General features: G+C 51.3%; 19 protein-coding genes. 15 read left to right on the top strand and 4 right to left on the bottom strand.

All coding sequences use genetic code 11. The features are described from left to right. The first annotated feature begins 11 nt into the window (after positions 1 to 11). Positions 12 to 1106, top strand: coding sequence for an acyltransferase domain-containing protein (locus KS4_RS05855; RefSeq protein ID WP_145075928.1), 1095 nt, complete (start codon positions 12 to 14; stop codon positions 1104 to 1106). 44 nt (positions 1107 to 1150) lie between these two features. Beyond that, a complete protein-coding gene (locus KS4_RS05860) occupies positions 1151 to 1729 on the top strand; it encodes a DUF1802 family protein (RefSeq protein ID WP_145075931.1) in 579 nt (192 codons plus the stop codon). 44 nt (positions 1730 to 1773) lie between these two features. Here the strand turns inward: KS4_RS05860 and KS4_RS05865 are convergent, their stop codons facing one another. Beyond that, positions 1774 to 3387 carry a cellulose synthase family protein gene (locus KS4_RS05865; RefSeq protein WP_200761620.1) on the bottom strand — a complete coding sequence of 538 codons (1614 nt, stop codon included), beginning with the start codon at positions 3385 to 3387 and terminating at the stop codon, positions 1774 to 1776. An 840-nt stretch (positions 3388 to 4227) separates the two neighbouring features. Here KS4_RS05865 and KS4_RS05870 point away from each other — a divergent pair. The 4 genes from KS4_RS05870 to xerC all read left to right on the top strand — a co-directional run bounded on the left by KS4_RS05870 (position 4228) and on the right by xerC (position 7931). Next, entirely contained in the window at positions 4228 to 5493 is a 1266-nt protein-coding gene (locus KS4_RS05870) for a TolB family protein (protein WP_145075934.1), read from the top strand. A 154-nt stretch (positions 5494 to 5647) separates the two neighbouring features. After that, entirely contained in the window at positions 5648 to 6469 is an 822-nt protein-coding gene (locus tag KS4_RS05875) for a hypothetical protein (RefSeq protein ID WP_145075937.1), read from the top strand. Between the two features lie 35 nt (positions 6470 to 6504). Beyond that, entirely contained in the window at positions 6505 to 6795 is a 291-nt protein-coding gene (locus KS4_RS05880; RefSeq protein ID WP_145075940.1) for a hypothetical protein, read from the top strand. Between the two features lie 158 nt (positions 6796 to 6953). After that, a complete protein-coding gene (xerC, locus tag KS4_RS05885) occupies positions 6954 to 7931 on the top strand; it encodes a tyrosine recombinase XerC (RefSeq protein WP_145075943.1) in 978 nt (325 codons plus the stop codon). A 586-nt stretch (positions 7932 to 8517) separates the two neighbouring features. Here the strand turns inward: xerC and KS4_RS05890 are convergent. Further along, entirely contained in the window at positions 8518 to 9291 is a 774-nt protein-coding gene (locus KS4_RS05890; RefSeq protein WP_145075945.1) for a pirin family protein, read from the bottom strand. Between the two features lie 167 nt (positions 9292 to 9458). Between KS4_RS05890 and KS4_RS05895 the strand changes: the two genes are divergently transcribed. From KS4_RS05895 to KS4_RS05935, 9 genes are all read left to right on the top strand, one after another. Continuing rightward, positions 9459 to 9767: a hypothetical protein gene (locus KS4_RS05895; protein WP_145075948.1), complete on the top strand. Its 309-nt coding sequence runs from the start codon at positions 9459 to 9461 to the stop codon at positions 9765 to 9767. After that, on the top strand, positions 9685 to 10395 hold the full coding sequence (locus KS4_RS05900; RefSeq protein WP_145075951.1) for a hypothetical protein: 711 nt from the start codon (positions 9685 to 9687) through the stop codon (positions 10393 to 10395). The genes KS4_RS05895 and KS4_RS05900 overlap by 83 nt, the downstream gene beginning before the upstream one ends. Further along, the gene (locus KS4_RS05905) at positions 10355 to 10669 is read left to right on the top strand and encodes a hypothetical protein (protein WP_145075954.1); all 315 of its coding nucleotides are present in this window, start codon (positions 10355 to 10357) and stop codon (positions 10667 to 10669) included. Before KS4_RS05900 ends, KS4_RS05905 begins: the two co-directional genes overlap by 41 nt. Continuing rightward, a complete protein-coding gene (locus tag KS4_RS05910) occupies positions 10662 to 10874 on the top strand; it encodes a hypothetical protein (protein WP_145075957.1) in 213 nt (70 codons plus the stop codon). Before KS4_RS05905 ends, KS4_RS05910 begins: the two co-directional genes overlap by 8 nt. 138 nt (positions 10875 to 11012) lie before the next feature. After that, positions 11013 to 12677, top strand: a complete 1665-nt coding sequence (locus KS4_RS05915; protein WP_145075960.1) for a hypothetical protein — start codon at positions 11013 to 11015, stop codon at positions 12675 to 12677. 93 nt (positions 12678 to 12770) lie between these two features. Further along, positions 12771 to 14597, top strand: a complete 1827-nt coding sequence (lnt, locus tag KS4_RS05920) for an apolipoprotein N-acyltransferase (RefSeq protein WP_200761621.1) — start codon at positions 12771 to 12773, stop codon at positions 14595 to 14597. Positions 14598 to 14687: 90 nt separating this feature from the next. Next, complete coding sequence (locus KS4_RS05925) at positions 14688 to 15881, top strand: HEAT repeat domain-containing protein (RefSeq protein ID WP_145075966.1); 1194 nt, start codon at positions 14688 to 14690, stop codon at positions 15879 to 15881. A 157-nt stretch (positions 15882 to 16038) separates the two neighbouring features. Beyond that, positions 16039 to 16914, top strand: a complete 876-nt coding sequence (locus KS4_RS05930) for a hypothetical protein (protein ID WP_145075969.1) — start codon at positions 16039 to 16041, stop codon at positions 16912 to 16914. A gap of 760 nt (positions 16915 to 17674) precedes the next feature. Then, entirely contained in the window at positions 17675 to 18727 is a 1053-nt protein-coding gene (locus KS4_RS05935) for a rod shape-determining protein (RefSeq protein ID WP_145075972.1), read from the top strand. A 63-nt stretch (positions 18728 to 18790) separates the two neighbouring features. Here KS4_RS05935 and KS4_RS05940 read toward each other — a convergent pair whose 3' ends face one another. Beyond that, positions 18791 to 19504 carry a hypothetical protein gene (locus tag KS4_RS05940; RefSeq protein WP_145075975.1) on the bottom strand — a complete coding sequence of 238 codons (714 nt, stop codon included), beginning with the start codon at positions 19502 to 19504 and terminating at the stop codon, positions 18791 to 18793. Between the two features lie 213 nt (positions 19505 to 19717). Continuing rightward, the gene (locus KS4_RS05945; RefSeq protein ID WP_234698901.1) at positions 19718 to 20413 is read right to left on the bottom strand and encodes a hypothetical protein; all 696 of its coding nucleotides are present in this window, start codon (positions 20411 to 20413) and stop codon (positions 19718 to 19720) included. Between the last annotated feature and the right edge of the window lie 24 nt (positions 20414 to 20437).

The following is a 20437-nucleotide window of genomic DNA, read 5'->3' on the forward strand; positions in this document are numbered from 1 at the left end:
GGATCATACGCATGGCAGATAAACTTTTGAATATTGATGAGGCGTTTACCACGCTTGATCTCAACAGTAAAACCTACCTCCCTTGGCGGGTGCGTTGGGATGAATCTTCTGCTGCATACGATTCAGATCGATTGGTGATTTTTGACGAAGCGGCTACGCGTGAACGGTGCAAGTGGCTTGGGTATGATGATGATTACGCCGCTCAAATTATAAGTCATCGTGAGGAGATGTTACAGAATAAAGCCATGATGCAGTTGCTATGGCATATTTTTTATTGCATGTCGCATCCGACAAACCCCATGCCGGCAAATTACGATACGTCCGTCAATCTGCCGGAATCGCTTGGGCATCAGGGGGAAATGTTTTACATTTATCTGTATTTATGTTTGGTTGAGCATCCGATTGCGATGGCAGAAGCTCGCGATGTTCCGGAGCAGATTACACGTGATACGCTCTATGACATTGTGCGGTGGACGAAGTTTAACTCCGAGGATAAGAAACGGTTGGCTCTGACCCAGGGTGTGTGGCTGAATCACCATATTGGTGGGCGTATTCATACGATAGGTCGATTACAACACGAACGCCGAGCGTGTGATTATGCGGCGATACTCGCGCGTGATCCGGAAACAGGTAAGCTCAATGCTTATCGAGAGGATGAATATGATCAGGTAAGGGGTGAGATCTATTTGCAAAAAGATGATCCGATCATCTCGATTCATATTCCGCGTTCAGGGGCGATGGATCACGAGGCGTGTACGCAGTCATTTGTTGATGCGAAGCATTTTCTTAAGATGCATTATCCTGAGTTTCAGCCTAAGGCGTATTGCTGTTTTTCATGGCTGACCAATCCGCTTTGGTCGGAGTATTTGTCGGCAACGTCGAATGTGCGAAAATTTGTTGAGCGGTATCATTATTATCCATTGCCTGATCGGGAGGATACGGGGCTGTGGTATTGGCTGTACCAGACGTGGAAGCCACATGAGAATCTGGATGATGCGCCACAGGAGAGCTCGGTACAGAAAGCGTTTATAAAGCATCTCAAGTCGGGTAAAAAATGGATGGTTTCTGGCGGGTATATTTTGCCGGAGGAGATACCGGATAAGTAATTGGAATTAGTTATTGATTGGGTGTTGCACGAGGAGTCAAAAGCATGCTCGATATTGCGTTAAAAGAATGGGCAGTCATCACTGATCTGCTGCTATCAGGTGATCAGGTGATTCTGCTTCGTAAGGGTGGGATTCATGAGTACGATGGCCCGGGGCGTTTTGCACTGGAAAATGAGCGGTTTGCGCTGTTTCCTGCTTGGGAGCATCAGAAAACTGACTGGGTTAAACCGGAGTATCAGGCGCTAGCTGAGGAGTTTGATTCTGAGCCGCAGTCCTTTGATCTTAAAGGTATCGGAACGGTGACGCCGGGGTATATCTGGACGGTGCCGTCACGCGAAGCGTTTGATTCGTTGGATGATCTACACGCATGGTTACCGCCGCAGATTGATATGCGGTTTAACTATAAGCCAGAGCGGCCTCTCTATCTCATGGCTGTACGTGCTTATAAGCTGAATACGCCGAAGACGATCACGATGAATGATCATTATTGGGGATGTAAATCGTGGGTTGATTTGGAGTCAGATCATCAAGTTGATGATTCATATGAAAATCTGACACCTGCGATTGATGACGATCGATTCGAGTCGATTGTAAAGCGGATTGCTGAAGCGATGAGGGGATGAATGATATTAAGGTAAGATCAAAGCGCGGCTTGGCCGTGCTTTTTTTATGACGCCGTTTGGGCCATGCTTAGTCGGCTGCTTCGCCATGCCTGGATGTGCCACCACAAACTTGTGAGCCCGACATACCAGTAGCCGGCTGCGAAGAGAATAAGAAATGGCAGGCTGACAACCGTGCGGCTATGAATCATCGACAGGCGGATACACTCAAGAAGATACACGCCCATTGCAATCTCTAATAGGCAGATAGATAGTTTTTGCGTTGGGATCGCGATGACGCCGAATCGTTTTTTGTTTGTTTGCGGTGGGGATATGTGGGTGTGGGAGGTGGGTGGTGATATGGGTGCTGAGGAGGGGGATAGAGGAGGGGATTGGACGTTGTATTTGGGGGTTCGGACGAATGCGCTGTCATGCCCGATGAGGGCTTCGAGAACAGCGATTGCGTTATTAACCGCGATACCGATGCCGATGGCCATGAGCATTGGGATTAGTGCAAGTGTTGAGAGTAGTCCGCGTTTTTGAACGCGCTGACTGATGACGTAGAAGAAGCCGCCAGATACTGTGCCAAGCGCAAAGAAGGTCATGCCAAGCAATATCCCGGTAAGCCGACCGCTGCCTGTTGTGTTCAGGTTGACGTAAATTGCAGGGTAGAAGAGCAGGGCAAGTAGCGTGACGTAAAGATATACCATCGGAGCGGTCAGATGAAAGAACGCTTCGATTTTGATGCGCAGATCGATATTTGATGTGAAGATGCGGGGAAGCAGTTTTTTCGCGGTTTGGATGGATCCCTTTGTCCAGCGATGTTGCTGGCTCTTGAATGAGTTGATCTCGGGAGGCAATTCAGCGGGGCAATCCAGCCATGGCAAAAACAGAAAATCCCATCCAGCTAACTGGGCACGGTACGAGAGATCGACATCCTCAGTTAATGTGTCGTGCTGCCAGCCGCCTCCCGCCTCGATTGCTTCACGACGCCAGATGCCCGCGGTGCCATTGAAATTGATCCAGGCGCCAGAACGGTTGCGTGCGGTATGCTCGATGACAAAGTGGCCATCAAGGAAAATGGCTTGTCCCTTAGTGAGCAACGAATCATCACGGTTCAGATGGCCCCATTTACACTGCACCATGCCAAGTGTTGGATTGGTGAAGTAATGCACTGTTTTCCGTAAAAAATCGCGAGGTGGCACAAAATCCGCATCGAAGATCGCAATCAAATCCCCCTTTACACTCGTCATCCCCGCTTCAAGTGCGCCAGCCTTAAACCCCACCCGATCAATCCGGTGTAGGTATTCAATGTCTATCCCACGATTAGCCCAGTATTTGCATCTGGCTTCAGCGATTTCGCGTGAACTATCGGTTGAATCGTCTAAAACCTGGATTTGTAATCTATCGCTCGGATAGTCAATCTCGCAGGCGGCATCGATGATCCGCTCAGCCACCATTTCTTCATTGAACATGGGCAATTGCACGGTCACGCGTGGCAGCTTCTCAAACCGCTCGCCAGGTCGCTTGGATTGACGTAAGTGTTTGCGAAAAAGAAACACCAGCCAATAACGATGCAGGCCGTACATGGATATGATACTGATCAGTCCGATGTAACCGGCTGTCAGCAACCAGCCAGTGGCCTCCCAAAGTGTTCCAGATTCTTGCCCTAACAGCATCATCAACGCGCACCCTGACATGTGATTCTAAAATATTCTGTTCGCATACGCAGATTCATTTGTCCCTCTCCCGAGCAATCGCGTAACGGTAAAAAAACATCAGATGTTGCCTGCAGCAACAACTCAGGCATCTTACGCTTCTTCATATTTAGGAATCATGAACCAAACACAACAACGCCCGCTACTAACACAAGTAGCTAACACAGGCTGCGTGTTTCGTATGATCAAAACACACTTCGAGGCCCCGCGGCAAACGAATCATACTTAATTATCATCGTCGCACTTAATGGATAACCACAATAGGGGATTCGCCTCGACATCAAACCAACCGCCCTCACTGACGATTTATTGCACTCACTGCAGTTTGCATGCGATGCTCAGTTTCATCAATGTACGCTCCGCAAAATCGATGAACTCGGCGGCAATCGCTTGGTCAGTCAACTGATCAGCAAAAACAGCATTCCATCATAAAGATGAATTGCTGCATCTTTTTATGCTCCTCGTCTTCACCTGGCAATAACAAAGACCCATAGCAAATCGTGTGAACGATATTCACTTCGCCCTTTTTAGTCTTGCCTGACTATATAACTTCCTTTAGTGAGACCATCGCGCAGTCCGATAAACACTAAATCGCGGCCCATTGGAGAAATAACCCCCACATGTCCCGATAAAAGACTAGCACATGCGTGCAGATTGCGTGTTTTATCGCACATAACACATAGAAGTGAATTGTGTGAAACACCGAAATCGTGAACTCGACGTCATTTATCCACGATTTTCACCTTTTAGGTATACGCAATCGGCAAATACGACCTCAGCCTACCGTGCTGGAAGGAGCCGACGATGAAACGACTCACATCACTTGCCGCTTTACTTGCTGCATCAGCCACACTGATTGCTGGATGCACACAATCTTACAATGGCGGCCTCGGGTTCACTGATTCATTGACCTCTCCACTTGAAGTGCGTGAGTACCAAAAGCTGAAAAAAGAGCAAGCTACACAACTTCAATCTGGCCGCATGACTCAGAAGCGTGCGGGCCGCGTTGACTTCGGCGATTCAACGATCGCTCCGACCGATCGTGGCATGATCTATAACACCGCATCCACCAGTGTCGATCAGCTCGGCATGTACGGTCAGATTGATGCATCGCAATCCCACTCGGCGATCAGCCCGATGGACGCTGGCGGCAACGCATCCAAGATCACGAATACCGAAGAAGGCGGCGACTTTGATCCTGAAATCAACCGTTCAGGGCAATGGATGGTCTACTCATCCACACGCCATCGCCAGACCGCAGATATCTACAAAAAACGCCTCGGCTCAGCATCTCTCATTCAGCTCACCAATGACCCAGCGGAAGATCGCATGCCGACTTTTTCGCCTGATGGCAAGCTGATTGCTTTCTCATCAAACCGCTCTGGTAATTGGGACATTTACATCATGGACTCAGACGGCGGCCCCGCTCGCCAACTCACCAGCAGCAACGATCTCGACGAGATTCATCCATCATTCTCGCCAGATGGTTCGAAATTGGTCTACTGCACCTTCGGCGGCCCATCGGGACAGATGGAAATGGTCGTCATCGATATCAACAGCCCAACAACCAAACGTTTTATTGGCTACGGAACACTCCCAGCTTGGTCGCCTTCCGACAATACCATCCTTTTCCAGCGAGCCCGTGAACGCGGTACCCGTTGGTACTCCATTTGGTCGGTCACACTGCTGGAAAACGGCAACGTCACACCACCAACTGAGCTGGTTTCTTCAGCCAACGCTGCGGCCATCACCCCAAACTGGTCGCCTGACGGTAAGTACATTGTTTTTTGCACTGTTATCGACCCAGAGTCCGATGATTATCAGAGAATGACCAAGGCAGATGTTTGGGTCATGAATGCCGACGGCTCCGGTCGTGCCAGAGTCACCGCCGGCCCATATGCTCACCAACAGCCAGCCTGGTCCGCGGACGGTTCAATCCTCTTCGTATCAGACCGTGCTGGTGAAGAAGCGAAAAACATCTGGTCACTGAGACCAGACCGTGCACTCAGGCTTGCCTCGCCAGGCAACAATAACCTGAACGCACCTTCAGTCATGGTCCCGACACAGTAATTAATCTGGGCCTGACTTGAAGTTTTCAGATTTTTTTCCAACAGCCGTGTTTCGTGAATGGATTTCACCCTCGGCTTAGGAAAATCGGGTCCAGAACATGAAGACTTACTCGCATCAGCGGAGGCTGATGCCTAATAACCCCAGGCAGGATGCCATGACAAGTAAACAGGTCATGTTGATACTCGCGGCCACCCTTTTGCTGCAGGTACTCGCAGGATGCACGCTCTTTCAATCTGAAAAGATTGATCCCATGGATGTGCAATCCACCGGTATCTACCCACGCAGACAACTCTGGGCTGTCGTGCCACTCCGCAATGAATCAGGCTCTGCCCTCGATCCAGACCGTGGTGCACGTATCGCCGACACACTCGCAGGAAGACTCGAGACCCAGCCGGGGATTGATGTTTTGCCGGTAAACCGTGTGTTGGCCGCGATGGAATCTCTGCAGATGACAGAGATCACCACCCCCGCCGAGGCGCTGACACTCAGGCATGTGCTTGAAGTAGATGCCCTTGTCGTTGGCACCATTAGCGCGTTTGATGCTTATGATCCACCAAAACTGGGTCTTGGGATTGAACTCTACGTTGATGATAATTTGCCTTGGTTCCGTGGTGTGGGCGATCTTTCCACTTTGCAGCAATCCAGTACGGACACACTTTCGCGTCCGGTTGGATCGAATAATTCCGCCTATCAGCAGAATAGATCACATCAGCCGCTCACAGTAGCCGTCGGATATTTCGACGCAGCTGAGCCCGGCACGCGTGATCTACTCAAGCAATACGCCAAAGACCGCGGGGTGAAGCCCAGCGATAAAAACAATTGGCGTCTGTATCGCATCAACATGGATCTGTATACCGAATTTGTAGCCCACATTGTGAGCGACCGGTTGATGCAGTCTGAGACGCTTCGTCTCAATCCGCCACCGCCGCTCGCACCGTCACACGTTGACGAAGATATAGACCCCGAATTCTTCTGATCCGGTTCACGCCGGCAGAAGCCGGAGCGAACCGAATGTCCGATTCATTCAAAATTTCACACGATGACTTTGACGAAAATTGTATGTTCGAACTTCGTGATACCGATCACGGTAATGAGTTCGAGCTTATTTTCGTTAAGCACGGCACACGGTATACATTCCGTTGCCGGCACGGACAGGAAGCCGAATTGCTCGGCGAGCTGGCCGATCATGTCCGTGATCCCGATAACAAGCTCGATTGGTTCGATGCGGCGGTGATATCACATCAGATGGGGCTCAAACTTAAAGAGCGGCTTGGGCAGATGGTAAAACGGAAAACAGGTTGATAAAAACACTTATCAAGCAAGAATATTCAAGATTTAGTAAGCGCAGATTCGAGCGTAGTTAATACGCAACAAAGGCGTGAAGTAGACAATCAAAGGACTGTCAGCTCGTCAGGGGCCCGCGGGTATTGGCGAAACAGCGTTTATGAGGAACCATAGTTATGTCAGGTGAAATCGCATTAATTGAGCAGTTCGTATCATACCTGCGGAATGAGCGGCACTTCAGCCCTTACACCGCAAGATGTTACGGCGCTGACCTCCGTCAGTACGCGGAGTACATCGCTACGACTCGCACCAGTGGGGAAAATGAGCAGCAGGACGCAACCGAGATGACCACAGACGAGATCGGGCAGCGCATGCTGACCGGTGACGCCATGCTCATCCGAGGCTTCCTCACGCATCTGGATCATTTCGGTTACTCACCCGCGACAACCGCTCGTAAGATTGCGACCCTTCGCAGTTTCTACAAGTGGATGCTCAAGCGTGAGATGATCGAGAGCAATCCGATGATGCTCATCCGTACCCCGAAGCAAACCAAACGTCTGCCCAAGGCGATTTCGGTCGATCAGGTTGAGAAGCTTCTCGCTGCTCCTGACAACCGTGACACACTGGGCGCCCGTGACCGCGCGATCCTCGAAACCCTTTATTCCACAGGGGTTAGAGTGAGCGAATTGGTCGACTTAAACCGTTCTGATCTTGACTATGCATCGCAGACATTGCATGTGCGTGGTAAGGGTAAGAAGGAACGCATCGTGCCGTTGGGCTCGCATGCGATGGCGGCGATCCGTCATTACTTGACGCTGCTTGAGCCAGATCCCCGCTTTACGCATCTGCGTCAGCAGTCGATGGTGGAGACGATTGTGCCGTTGTTTGTGAACAAGAACGGTGGTCGTCTGTCGAGCCGCTCGGTGCGTCGTAAGCTCGATAAGTACCTGAAAGAATCAGGTTTGGATCTGACGATCAGCCCGCACACACTGCGTCACAGCTTTGCAACGCACTTGCTGGACAACGGTGCGGATCTCCGCAGTGTTCAGGAACTGCTTGGGCATCAGTCACTTAGCACGACACAGATTTATACTCATCTATCATCGATGCGTATGCGTAGTGCTTATGACGAAGCTCATCCACGAGCAAGTTAGTCAAACGGTTTGTGTTGGGGTCTAATCGCAGATTAGATGACGCGACATGAGGCGGTTGGATTCCTCATACGCGAATAATGATACTGACGATCGGCTCCTTCCTTTAAGGAAGGAGCCGTTTTTGTGCGCGCGTTTGGTTGTGTGCTCATGTGCGCGCGAATAGCAATTTGAGTGGGACATATTTGTTAAATCGTTTACTAATTAAAAGTTGCGAATTTATGGAGTATAAGATGTGTCAAAATGACAGTGGCCAGAAATGATCAGGAATGAAGCGGTTTTAGCTAAAAACGGTTCGTTTGGGTTGCGTTTTTGAAAGAAATGGGTGAGAAAAATGAACCACAAAAAAACGGTGCGCGGTCAGGCTTTCAGATGCATGGGATAAAAACAGTGGACTAATCAATGATTAGTCCACTGTTGGTTTTTTGGGAAATGGTTGAGGTGTTTTGAAGGTTGAGGTTGGCCTCAGTGCGTTTCGCGAAAATATCTGGAGCGTTGATCACGAGGTTGTTTCGTAAAGGTAGCGACTATACGAATTGGCTGATGTGCTCTGAATATTCGGATGTTTCAGCGAGTCTCGCAACTAGCTTTAGTCGAGATCGAAGTGGAGGAGTTGAGTGTTCGGGGCGGTGGAGGTGAGTGTGAACTGGGTAGGGGTGGAGAGTGCGAGTGCGTCGCCGGCGCTTAGGGTAATGAAGTTGGGGGCTGCAACAGAGGTAGATGAGGAGGATGATGGGTGTGGGGGGGATGGGGTGAGTGTGATTGAGCCGGTGTTGATGTGGAGGTATGTGTGCCGGGAGGGTTGGTTGATGAGAGGAATGCTGTGGCCGGGGGTGAGGTCGGTGATGTAGAGGTTGAGGTCTTGGTTGATGGTGAGTGTGTCGGATGAGGGGGTTGTGGTGATGAGTGGGAGCCAATGGTCTTGGCGTGATTCTTGGGAGAAGTGTTTTTGTTGGTATGCGGGGGTGAGGTTGAGTTTATTGGGGGTGACCCAGATTTGGAGGAAGTGGGCGGGATCGGTTTTTGAGGGGTTGAATTCGCTGTGTCTGATGCCTTGACCTGCGGTCATGATCTGGAGATCGCCGGGGGCGATGATGTGGTGTTGGTGGGTGGAGTCGGCGTGCTCGAGTTGGCCTTGGAGAACCCATGAGATGATTTCCATGTTGGCGTGAGGATGTTCGCCGAAGCCTTGATCGGGTGAGACGATGTCTTCGTTGAGGACGCGGAGTGCGCGGAAGTTATTGCGTTTTGCGTTTTGGTAGTGGCCGAAGGAGAAGGCGTGATGGCTCTGAAGCCAATCGATTTGTGTGATGCCTCGTGTGCCGGCCCTTCGGATGTCGAGTTGTGCTGTCAGGTCTTTCATGGTTCTGTTCCTTTGGATAGGTAACAGCCAAGTTGGCGGGAGTATTTCAAGGAGTTTTGCGGGGTATCGGTTGGAACGATGGGGTGGATGAAATTTATGAGGGGTGATTTCGTCTATTGATATGATGGTGGGGCATAATCTTGGAGCTATTTGCGTGAGGTAAGCTGATGCGGAAGATTGAAATCGTAATGGATGAATGCGAGAGAGAAGTGGTGGAGGTTGATGTGGTTGACGGGGATGATGTGGTTAGTTGGGTGAGCAAGTCTATGCGCCAATTAGATCGAGGCGAGGGGGTAGGCAGGGGGATAAGTGGGGGGGGGGTGGCGGATGGTGTTGATGAGTTTGGGGATGGGGATTGTTTGGCCGAGGTAGGTGACGAGGCGGGCAGGGGAGATGAGTTGGTGGATGGTGGGGCTGCTGCATGTGCTTGGCTGGGCGGTCAGTGTGATTGGGTATGGGGTGTGGCGCGGTTTTGATTTGGATGTGATGAAGGGGGATATGGGTTGGCAGTGGTATGGGTGGAATGGTTTAGTGGGGATGTGGGCGGCGATCGAGGCGGGGTGGCTGTTTGGGATTGTGGTGATGAGTGGTTGGGGGGCGCGGCCTTGGGAAGGTTTTGGTGAGAGTGTGCGGCGGGGGTTGAAGCGGGGGCTGAGTGTGACGGTGTTTGGTGGTGTGATTTTGGGGTTTGTTGCGGTGGGTGTGGAATGTGTGCATGTCATTTTTGATACGGCGAATGTCGGGTATGGTGATCCGGCTGGGTTGTATATGATTGCAGTTTTTGGTGTGTTTGTTGTGGGGTGCTGGGTTTGGCCGGGACTGGTTTTGGTGTGGGCGATGGGTGTGGGGAGTAAGGGATGGGACTGGCAGACGGGCGAGGGGATGCGCGAGTTGTGGCCGCTGCGTTGTGAGGGGGAGGAAGGGAAATGTGGTTATCAGTTGGTGAATTTGAAACGTGGTACGAGTTGTCCTGAGTGTGGGTTGGCTGTGAAGGGGAGTGTTGAGAAGAAGTGTGAGCGGTACGCGGAGATGGATGGCGGGGTGTTTTGGTGGGAGGATGGATGTGGGTTTGCCGCGGGTTTGGAAGACGGGGAAGATTGTTAGTGCGATGATCGTTGGGTTGTTGGTTAGGGTGGTGAGTGCGTATGTGATGGGTGGTATTGTGATGTTGGCGACGTGGTCGCCGTATTCGAATGGATCGGAGTTTTGGGTTGGTGTTGTGATATTGCCGACGATGATGACGGTTGCGTGGAGCGTGGAGCGTGGTGTGTTGGATGAGTTATGGGGCGATGCAGGGGTTGTCGTTTTTGCTGGGAATGTTGATTGCGATGGGTGGTGGGGGGAACAGGTTGTATGCGCTGCAGCGGCTGTTGTGTGAGCAGGCGTGGGTGGGCGTGTTTGGGACGCTGTTGGGTTTGTTGGTGGTGATCATTTCACTTTTGGTGATGCAGATCGCCAGCGGGGGCGGTGGTGCGTTGATGGCGGCGGCGGTGATGAGCTTGAGCGGGCTGTTTTTTGTGTGGCTTGGTGTGGTGTTTTTGGTGTTGCAGGTGATGGGGGTGAAGGGTGTGAGGGGGGGATGAGGGGGGATGGGCATTTGGTTTTGTGTTGAGGTTGTGGGGTCCGGGATCAGGTGTGATCCCGGCTGATGGGGAGAGGGGGTGTTGAGGGGGGATGTTGTGGGGGTGGGCTTAGCGTTTGGGGGGAGGTATGATGGGGGGATGAGTGAAGTAGCGACAGATATTGTTTCGGGCGAGCAGGCGGAGGGAGCGGCTATTGGTGTGGTAGGGGAGCAGACTGCGGAAGGGTGGTTAATAAGAAAAGAACTGTGGGTGGGGGGGGCTGGTGGTGATGTGGTGGATACGGTTGTGGGTGCGGTGGGTGAGACTATGCGCCGATTAGATGGTGGGCGGCGGATGCAGAAAAATGCTGCAGAAAAGAAGGGGGAAAGCAGGGGGGGGATGGGGATGTTGAAGTGTTTGGTTGTGGGTGCGGTTTGGCCGCGATGGGCGGTGAGGGTGAGTGAGGGGATGAAGGCGTGGGAGTTGTGGCTAGTACATGTGCTGGGTGTGGTGATTGCGGGGGGGATGATGCTTTTGTTTGGGGTTTGGCAAGAGCAGGTGACGCATCGTGGGCGATATGTATTTGATCTGTGGGGAGAGCTGTTTGGAGCATTTACGGAAGGGGTTGGCGAGTTGTTTTGGGCGATGAGCGGTGGTTTTTGGTGGCAAGCGGCGCTGGGGTTGGTGTTTGGGGTGGTGCTTATTGAGGTGGGGATTGTGTTTGCGGGGTTATTGTTGATGGGTTGGGGGGCGCGGCCGGGAGAGAGGTTGCGGGAGACGATGTTGCGGGGGGTGAGGCGGATGTGGGCGATGAGCGGGCTTTTTATTGGTGTGGTGAGCGTGATGGGTTTGATGTGGCTGATTGGGTTTCCGTTTTACTGGTTTGAGTGGGTGGATGACACGTTCCGCAATGGGGTAATGGAAACGCTGGCGATGTCGGTCATGATCGGGATGGTTTGGCTTGTCGCGCTGGCGGGGATTTTGTGGGTGATGGTAGGCACGCTTCGGGGGGTGAGTGTTGGAGGGAAAGGATGGGATGCGGAGTTGGGCGAAGGGATGCGGGAGGCGTGGCCGTTGCGGTGTGAGGGAAATGAGGGAGTGTGTGGATATCAGCTTGTTGAGGTGGAGGAAGGGGTGAGTTGTCCGGAGTGCGGGATGGATGTGATGGCGAGCGTGAGAGTGAAGCGTGGGCGGTATGGGAAATGGGGGAGAGAAAGCTTGTGGGAGAAGGTGGGCGGATGGTGGGGCTGGTCGGCGAGGCAGTCATTGGTGCAGCCAAGAAGATTTGCGCGGGGGATTGAGGTTCATTTGCCGCGGACTGGAGGGGGGTGGATGATGGCAGGAAGTGTGGTGCGGATGATGGTGTTGGCGGTGATAGGCGCATGGGCTTTTATTTTGTTTGAAACAGTTATGCGTGGGCAATGGTATGCGTTTCGTGATTTTGAAGATGTGTTGGCTTTTGTGTTTGCGCCAATGATGATTGTGAGTGTGATGGGGCTATGGATTTTGGGGTGGTTGCTCGGAGTGTTGGGTTTTTATGAGTTAGTGCTGGGGGTGGTGATCCGGATGTTTGGTGGGCGGAATCGTGTTTACGAGTTGCATCAGATTGTTTGTGGGCAGTGTTTGCTGGCGTTTATTGGGGTGTGTGCTGTGACTGGGCTGATGATGTTTGGGTATGAGATTTTGCGGATGATGGGTGGTCAGGGATTGGGATATAGGCAACTGGAGACTTACGCGTTCATGGCGATGTGGGCATTTGCGTTGTTGCAGTTTGTGATGTTGATCGTTGGGGTGATGGGTTGCCCGCGAAAGGTGGAGGGTTAGGGAGGGGATGCGAGTGGGGAAGATGGGTGGGCGTAAGTTTAGAGGGGTGATGTTTGTTGAAGTGGTGTAAGATGTGGGTGTATGGAGAGTTCAATGAGACGATCAGGGATGAGTCGTGGTAAGCCTCAGATGACGGTGCAAACGGTCTGGGGTCATGGTGTGTTGTTGGGGTTGAGTGCGGTATTGTTGGGCTTAGCGTTTCCGCGGCCGGGGATGTGGCTGCTGGGTTATGTGGCACTGGTGCCTTGGGGTTATGCGTGTGTGCGGAGTGAGAAGTTGTGGCGGCTGTGTTGGACGAGTTTTGTGGTGTTTATGTTGTTTTGGCTGGTGCGGGTTGGCTGGGTGATACCGGTGACAGCGGCGGGGTATGTGGTGTTGAGCGGGATTATGGCGGGGTATGTTGCGATTGGAAGTGTGCTGCTGTGGTTGATTGCGCGGCGGACAAGGTTGTTGATGGTGGTGGCTGTGCCGGTGGTTTGGGTTGGGATGGAGTTTTTGAGGAGCCATTATCCGGCGGGCGGGTTTGGATGGTTTACGTTGGGGTATGCGGTGGGAAGTTATCAGGAGGGGCAAGGCGCGGGGATTGTGGCACAGATCGCGAATGTGTTTGGGGTTTGGGGTGTGAGTTTTGTGGTGGCGATGACGAGCGGTCTTATCGTTGATTTGATGACGCAAAAGATGCTGCATATGCGGCGAACGGGTGCGAAAACAGTACGAAAGACGGTGCGGGGTGCGGTGGTGATCTGGGTGCTGGTGTATGGGTGTGTGATGGTGCATGGTTTGGTTTCGGTGGGGCGATATGACCGGATGATTGAAGAAGCTGGGGACAGGGTGCGTGGTGTGACGGTGGGGGTGGTGCAGACGGATGATGTTTTGAGTAATACTTCTTTTCGGGATCAGGATGAGTTATGGCGGGATTGGGGTGAGTTGGTTGAATGGACGCGTGAGGTTGGGATGCAGGAGGTGGATGGTGAGCGGGTTCAGATTGTGGTGTGGCCGGAAAGTGTGGCGCCGACGTGGGGGCTGAATGCGGAAACGCGAGCGTTCTTGGCGCCGTATGGTGGGATCATTAGTCCGACTGATATTCATGAGCAGATCGGGCGGCTGGCGAGGGAATATGGGCTGAATGTGTTTGTGGGGGCGCAATCGCAGAGCGAGTGGGGGTTGCGTACGGTGCAGCGGAAGACATTCCCGGTGGCTGAGGTGAAGTCGAATTCGACGTATTTGTATTATGCGGATGGTGTGCAGTCGCCGACGCGATATAGCAAGATGATTTTGGTGCCTGTGGGTGAGTATTGGCCTTGGATTGAGAATTGGCCGGGATTGAAGAATTGGATTATTGAGAAATTTAGTCCGTGGGGAGATTACACGTTGGATGCGGGGGAAAGGGTTGTTGTGTTTGAAGTGCCGGTGTTGGGCCGGGATGTTGAGGGGATGCGTGAGGTGGAGGTGGTGAAGGCAGTGACACCGATCTGTTATGAGGATGTGGTGCCTTGGCAGGTGAGGCGGATGGTGTATGAGGGAGGTAAGAAACGCGCGGATCTGATCGTGAATCTGACGAACAGTGGGTGGTATAGCGGGATGTCGATGCGTTTGCAGCACATGCAGATTGCGGCGATGCGGAGTGTGGAGAACGGTGTGCCGACGGCGAGGAGTGTGAATACGGGGGTGAGTGGGTTTGTAGATGCCGTTGGGCGGGTTGTGAAGGTGGTGAAGGATGAGGAGGGTGAGGTGCAGTATGTGGGCGGGAGTGCGGCGGAATTCGTGAGATTTGACGAACGGGTGACGGTTTATGGGCGTATAGGTGATGTTGGGGCGTGGGTTTTGGTGGGTGTGTTGTTAGTCGTGACGGTCATGTGTGTGTTTGGCCGCGGTGGGGAGAGAGGTGTGAGTGGTGTTGGGGGGATGGGGGTGAGATAAGCCTGGGCTTGTTGCTTGGGCGGTTTTGGATTGAGATTTCGGGCTTTGATTTGAGTAGCACCGGGGCGAGCGAATTGGACGCAGGGTGCGATGAAAGGGATGAACGACATGGGTTTGAATGTGAGAAATGTAAGTGCGCATCTTGTGATGGCTGGGGCTGTCTTTATGGGTGGTGAAGGCGTTGTGATGGGGCAGGCGCTCGAAGAGGCGGTGAGTGGTAAGCCAGCTGCAGAAATAGCGGAGACGGCTGCTGAGCAGACGCTCAGTGTGGACGAGATTTATATGGGTGGGAGGGCGAGAGCAGTTGAGGTGGTGCTGAATGCGTCACGGAGTGCGAGCCCGTTTTTTAGAGCGAATGCAATGGAAGCGGCGGCCTATACGGGTGATCGTGCACTTCCGTTGTTGCAGTTGGGGCTGGATGATCGCAGTGAAGTGGTTCGATTTGCAGCACTGGTTTCGATCGGCAAATTAGCGGATCCGGCGCTAGGCAAGAGTGCGGCAGCGTATGTGAATGATTCAGATCCATCTGTGCGTGCTGCGGCTATTTTTGCAGCGAAAAAATGCGGTGCAGAAGTGAATGAAAGCTACTTAGCAGAGCTTTTAAATTCGAAAGATGCGCGGCAAAGGCGTAATGCGGCATCGGTATTGGGATGGCTGGGCAATAAGAGCGCTGTGCCGATGCTTCGTGAGGGATCTTGGAAGGGGAGGATGCGGAATCCAAATGAGTATGAGATTGACCAGATCGCGTTTGCCGAGGCGATCGCGCGACTGGGAGAAGAAACAGCTTTGGACGTTATTCGAGGCAAGTTGTATACAGGTGGAGCCCCGGACGAGACCCGCGTTTATGCGGTGACGGTTTTGGGGGATCTAGGTGATGCGAAGATGGCTCGTGTATTTGAGAATATGTTGAATGATACGAACATGCAGGTCAGGATTGCGGCGGCGACGACGTTGACGAAACTGGGATATGGGGTTGGCGGTACGGTTTTGTTGGATGCGAGTCATTATGATGGGGAGCGGGTCGAGATGGATATAAAGTCGTATTTGTCGCAACACAAGAATCGTGAGGATAACGAGACGTATCGTCGGCTGTTGGCAAGTGACAAAGCGTTGGCTGAGCTTGCGGGGCAGATCCGTGGTCAAGCGGCGTTTGGGCTGGCGATGGTCGGTAATGCAGGGGCTGCACAGCGGGTTGTGGCGATGCTGGATGATGAGATGGAACAGGCTCGATTGTCGGCTGCGGCAGCAATGCTGAAGGCTCTTACGGGGCAGGGAGTTAAGTAAATCACAGAATGTGAGAAAAAAGGGACTTTATGGGGTGATGAATGGTTGACAATTTTAGCAATTTCCGGTAAATCTTACACTGTCGTAAAGGCGCCTATCGAGGGAATTGTGAGCGTCTTCCTTCCTTTTCGCATTCCTCGCTCTGAGAGGTAGCACATTGAATCTCCTGACCAAAGTATTTGTTGTTGTCGTCGCGTTGCTGTCGGTGTTGCTTGTCGCACTGACTGTTTCGTTTGTTGCAAACACTGAGAACTACAAGGAAAAGGCGAATGAGTATAAGGGCGAAAAGCTCGCTGCTCAGAATCGCGTGACCATCTTGCAGGACGAAGTGGCGAAGCTTAACACTGAAAAAGCTGCAGACGCGATCGCGATCAGCAACGAGAATGCAGAACTGAAGGCAACGATCGTTCAGCTCCGTGGCACGCTTGCTACTGAGCAGATGAACGGCCAGAAGCTTGAAGCAGATCTTGCAAGCATGAAAGCATCGGTTGACCGCATGAGCGCGACTGGCAAGCTGAACGTGACTTTGCTTGAGAAGGTGAATGGCGAGCTGAATGTAAGCCGCGGCAAGTTGGTTGGAACTGAGCAGAAGCTTGCAGAGGCTCTGGATAAGATCAACGAACTTAAGACCGAAAACGAAGGCGTGATCCGCCAGCTATACCAGAACAAAGAACAGGTTGTGGCGCTTAAGGGCGAGTTGGACAAGCTGAACGGTGGTATCGCAACACTTTCAGACGAACAGAAATCAATGATCTTCGCAGCAATGGAAGGTACAGCTAAGGTTGTATCAGAAGTCCAAATCGCTGGTGAGATCGTTCAGGTTGTCGAAGACAGCGGCGTGACACTGGTTCAGTTGAACGTTGGTCAGAGCGACGGTGTGAAAGAAAACATGGAATTCATCGTGCACCGTGGTGCCGATTATCTGGGCACAATTGTTGTGTCAAAGGTTGATGCTAGCCAGGCTGCTGGTCAGCTCACAGAAGCGAACGGTGCAATCACTGTTGGCGACAATGTGATGTCAGGTATCAACTAAACCTACTCAGAGATTCGTCACAAGGTGAGCTGAAAGGCTCACCTTGTGTTTCACCAAATATTCCGTGCTTTTTGGGGCTAAGGGTGTTGGCCTGAGCACGATGCGAAGGTAAAGACGGAATCAAGGCTGGGTGAGCCAAAACGGATTGTTGTTACACAACGTAAATTGAGATCGGTCAAGACCGATTTGGAGTAACAAGACATGGATTCAGAAAACGGTATTTACACAGTTCTCTTGGCAGTCGCATCACTGTCACTGCTAGTAGCAGTTGGCTTTGTCGCGATGTGTGGCATGGACCTGTATGGTGGCCTGTTCATCTCCTAGTAGATGAATGGTTGCAGATATCACAATCGACTTTAGGAGCGTTTCAGTGAGACAGATCAGTATGTCCGCATTGCGGATAGGACTGTGGGAGACTGAAGCGTTTTTTTGTAGGGGGTGGGGAAATGGCCTTTGTTGTGTGTAGATTTTGGGCTTTGGTATGATAGAAATCATATTGGAGCGCATGAGGTACGTGGGGTAGGCACTTGCGATGTGAGTGTCGAATCGAAACTCCGAAAGGACTTGGAGGCTGACATTTCTTTTGGCGTAAGGTCAGCCATTTATACAGCGTGATGTACCGTTGATAATTAGCGGCATGAATCATGCCTTGAAGTTTGATCCAGATGTGATCGATGCAAGGCTTAAGGAATTGTTCGTTGATTGTTTATAGTTGTCATGTTACAGCAGCCCATGAAGTGTAGAAATGGGGATCAGCTAATTGATTCTGGACAGTGTACTGAGCTTGTTTAGTGTGGATATGGGGATTGACCTTGGCACGTGTAACACGTTGGTGTGTGTACGTGGTGAGGGTATTGTGCTGAACGAGCCAAGCGTCGTGGCGGTGAAGAAGGGGACCAACCAGGTTTTGCAGAATGGCAATGCGGTAGGTTGGGTTGCTAAGGAAATGCTGGGTAAAACGCCGGGCTCCATATCGGCAATCCGTCCGATGAAGGACGGCGTGATCAGTGATTTCGAAATTACTGAAGCGATGTTGGCGTACTTTGTGCGTAAGGTGAACGGGAAACGGCCATTGGTTAGGCCACGCGTGGTGATTGCGGTGCCGAGTGGTATTACAGCAGTTGAAAAGCGTGCGGTGCTAGATAGTGCTGAGCGTGCGGGTGCAAGGCGGGTCTATCTGGTTGAAGAGCCGATGGCTGCAGGTATTGGCGCGGCACTCCCGATTGTTGAAGCGACGGCCAGCATGATCGTCGACATTGGTGGTGGTACAACGGAAGTGGCGATTATGTCGCTGGCCGATATTGCTCAGTGTGAATCGGTGCGTGTTGCGGGTGATGATATGGACGAGGCGATCATCAATCACATGAAAAAGGCTTACAACCTGATGATTGGTGAGCAGACTGCTGAGCGGATTAAGGTCGAAATCGGCTCGGCTGCGCCAGACGGTGATGAGCGGAGCATGGAAGTTCGTGGTCGTGATATGATCTCAGGCTTGCCGCGAAAGACGGTGATCACGAGTGAAGAAATTAGGGAAGCACTTCAGGAACCACTCAGTGCGATCATCGAAACAGTAACACGTACGCTTGAACGTGCTGAGCCTGAATTAGCTGCGGACTTGGTAGATAACGGTATTGTGCTTGCGGGCGGTGGCGCACTGCTTCGTGGAATTGATATTGTGATCAGCAATGCAACGGGACTGGATTGCCGAATTGCAGATGACCCGCTGACTTGTGTGGCCCGTGGTACTGCGATCTATTTGGAGCACTTGGAAGAGTGGAAACAGACGATGGAAAGTGATATGGACGAGCTGTAGAAATCTTTGTCATAATGAATATAAAAAAAGCCGAGCGAAATGCTCGGCTTTTTTGTGCTTAGTTTATTCAATCGGAGTGATGGATCCATCGGAAGGTGTGTATGTGTAGACGACTTCCAAGTTGCCCGCAGTTGTTGTGTGTGCGGATGCTGTGAATGCCGTACATACCCATGTTTCTGGACCGGTGTAATGATCATCTATTTGGCAATACCACTGGCCGTCCATGTATACATCGGCTTCAACTTCTATTGCGATTTGATTTGATACTGTTGTGCCAACAAAGTTATTCGGATTCGAGATCGTGCTTGATTGATCGGGAAGCATGATGATTCTGTTGTTCGCCCATTTGAAGGATGTGTAATCAATGATGCCGCCGCTTAGGTCTTCTGTCTTTAGAAGCAGTTGTTGATTGAAACTGCCATTTTGCAGTAGTGATATTTTTACTGCATGACCACTCTTGCTTTGACCGGGCATGCCATTGCCTTGGAATGCAGAACCTTGTGAGCCGGAGTTCATTGATAGCTGTTTTGTTCTGATCTCAACTTTTTCAAGTGTCCCTTTTGAGCTATCAAATGCTGGGATATCAATCACTTCGTTCATAAGATTTGCATTTTCAGAGACGATAATCCATCCTGGTATGTGGTGTGTTTCTCCAATAACTGGCGTGGTAATCGATACTGTGATCTCATGAACTTCTTCTTTCATTTCGGCGTAAGATGATGATGAAAATAATAGCAAACAAAGTGATGTGGTGATAACAGATAAGTTTTTAAACATAGAACTGCTCCTATAGAAAAATGAATCATAAAGTGTACATGTAATGTAGAAGCGACAAATAGATAGTTCAATGAAAAAACAAATCGTGTATTAATCCACACAATAGGTTAGCACGAGATTCTTTGGTGTTATGTGGTCGGCGTATGATAAAAACGGAGAGCTTAGCTCTAGGAGCTAAACCCTCGCGATGCATGTTTAAGTTGTTGTTATGATTTATTGCAGCTTAGGATCGAGATCTGACCAGAGTACATCAAGTGTGCTGGTTTCATCGCCATGATTGACGACGCCCTCGTCATCGTAGATTGAAACGTGGCCATCAACAAAAGAGAAGTTGGCTTTGCCATCTGCTTTTAATTCGTCTTCACCGCCATGACGGGACCAGTCGATTGCAGATTCAGTTGGGTTGCCTGAGAAACGACCGGCGCTGAAGCCATGTTTTATGAATCGGTTATAGAGGCTGCCGAAAGTGCCGTAGTAGTTACCCGACCAGTAAAGCCTATTGTCGCCGGCAGGTCCCCAGACTGAATGAAGTTCTCCGTAAAGCAAGATTGAAGATGAGTTTCTTGGGGCATCGGTGAAGAAGGTACCGACATCATCACTTGCATTTGCACCTGCCCATGGTGAGCCGTCACGGACGAGTTGATAGCCAGATGATGAGAAGCCGTTAATGGTGTAGCTGCGGCCAGCTTCATCAATATCACTTGGGCAGACTAAGACTGTACCGCCAATTGAAGCATTGGGATCCGTGCTGGTGTTCGCTGTTGTTTCTGCTGCAGGTAGATAGGCTCCCAGAGTTTTGTATTGATACCAATAGTACTGTTGATTTTCGTTTGAGTTTTGGGCGTTTAAAGGGAATCTTCCTTTGTTATCTGTGGCGTATGTAACTGTTGCAAGCGTTAACTGACGCATGCGACTTGCGCATTGGACTGTCAT

Source organism: Poriferisphaera corsica (genome assembly GCF_007747445.1).
In the GTDB taxonomy this organism is placed as follows: domain Bacteria; phylum Planctomycetota; class Phycisphaerae; order Phycisphaerales; family Phycisphaeraceae; genus Poriferisphaera; species Poriferisphaera corsica.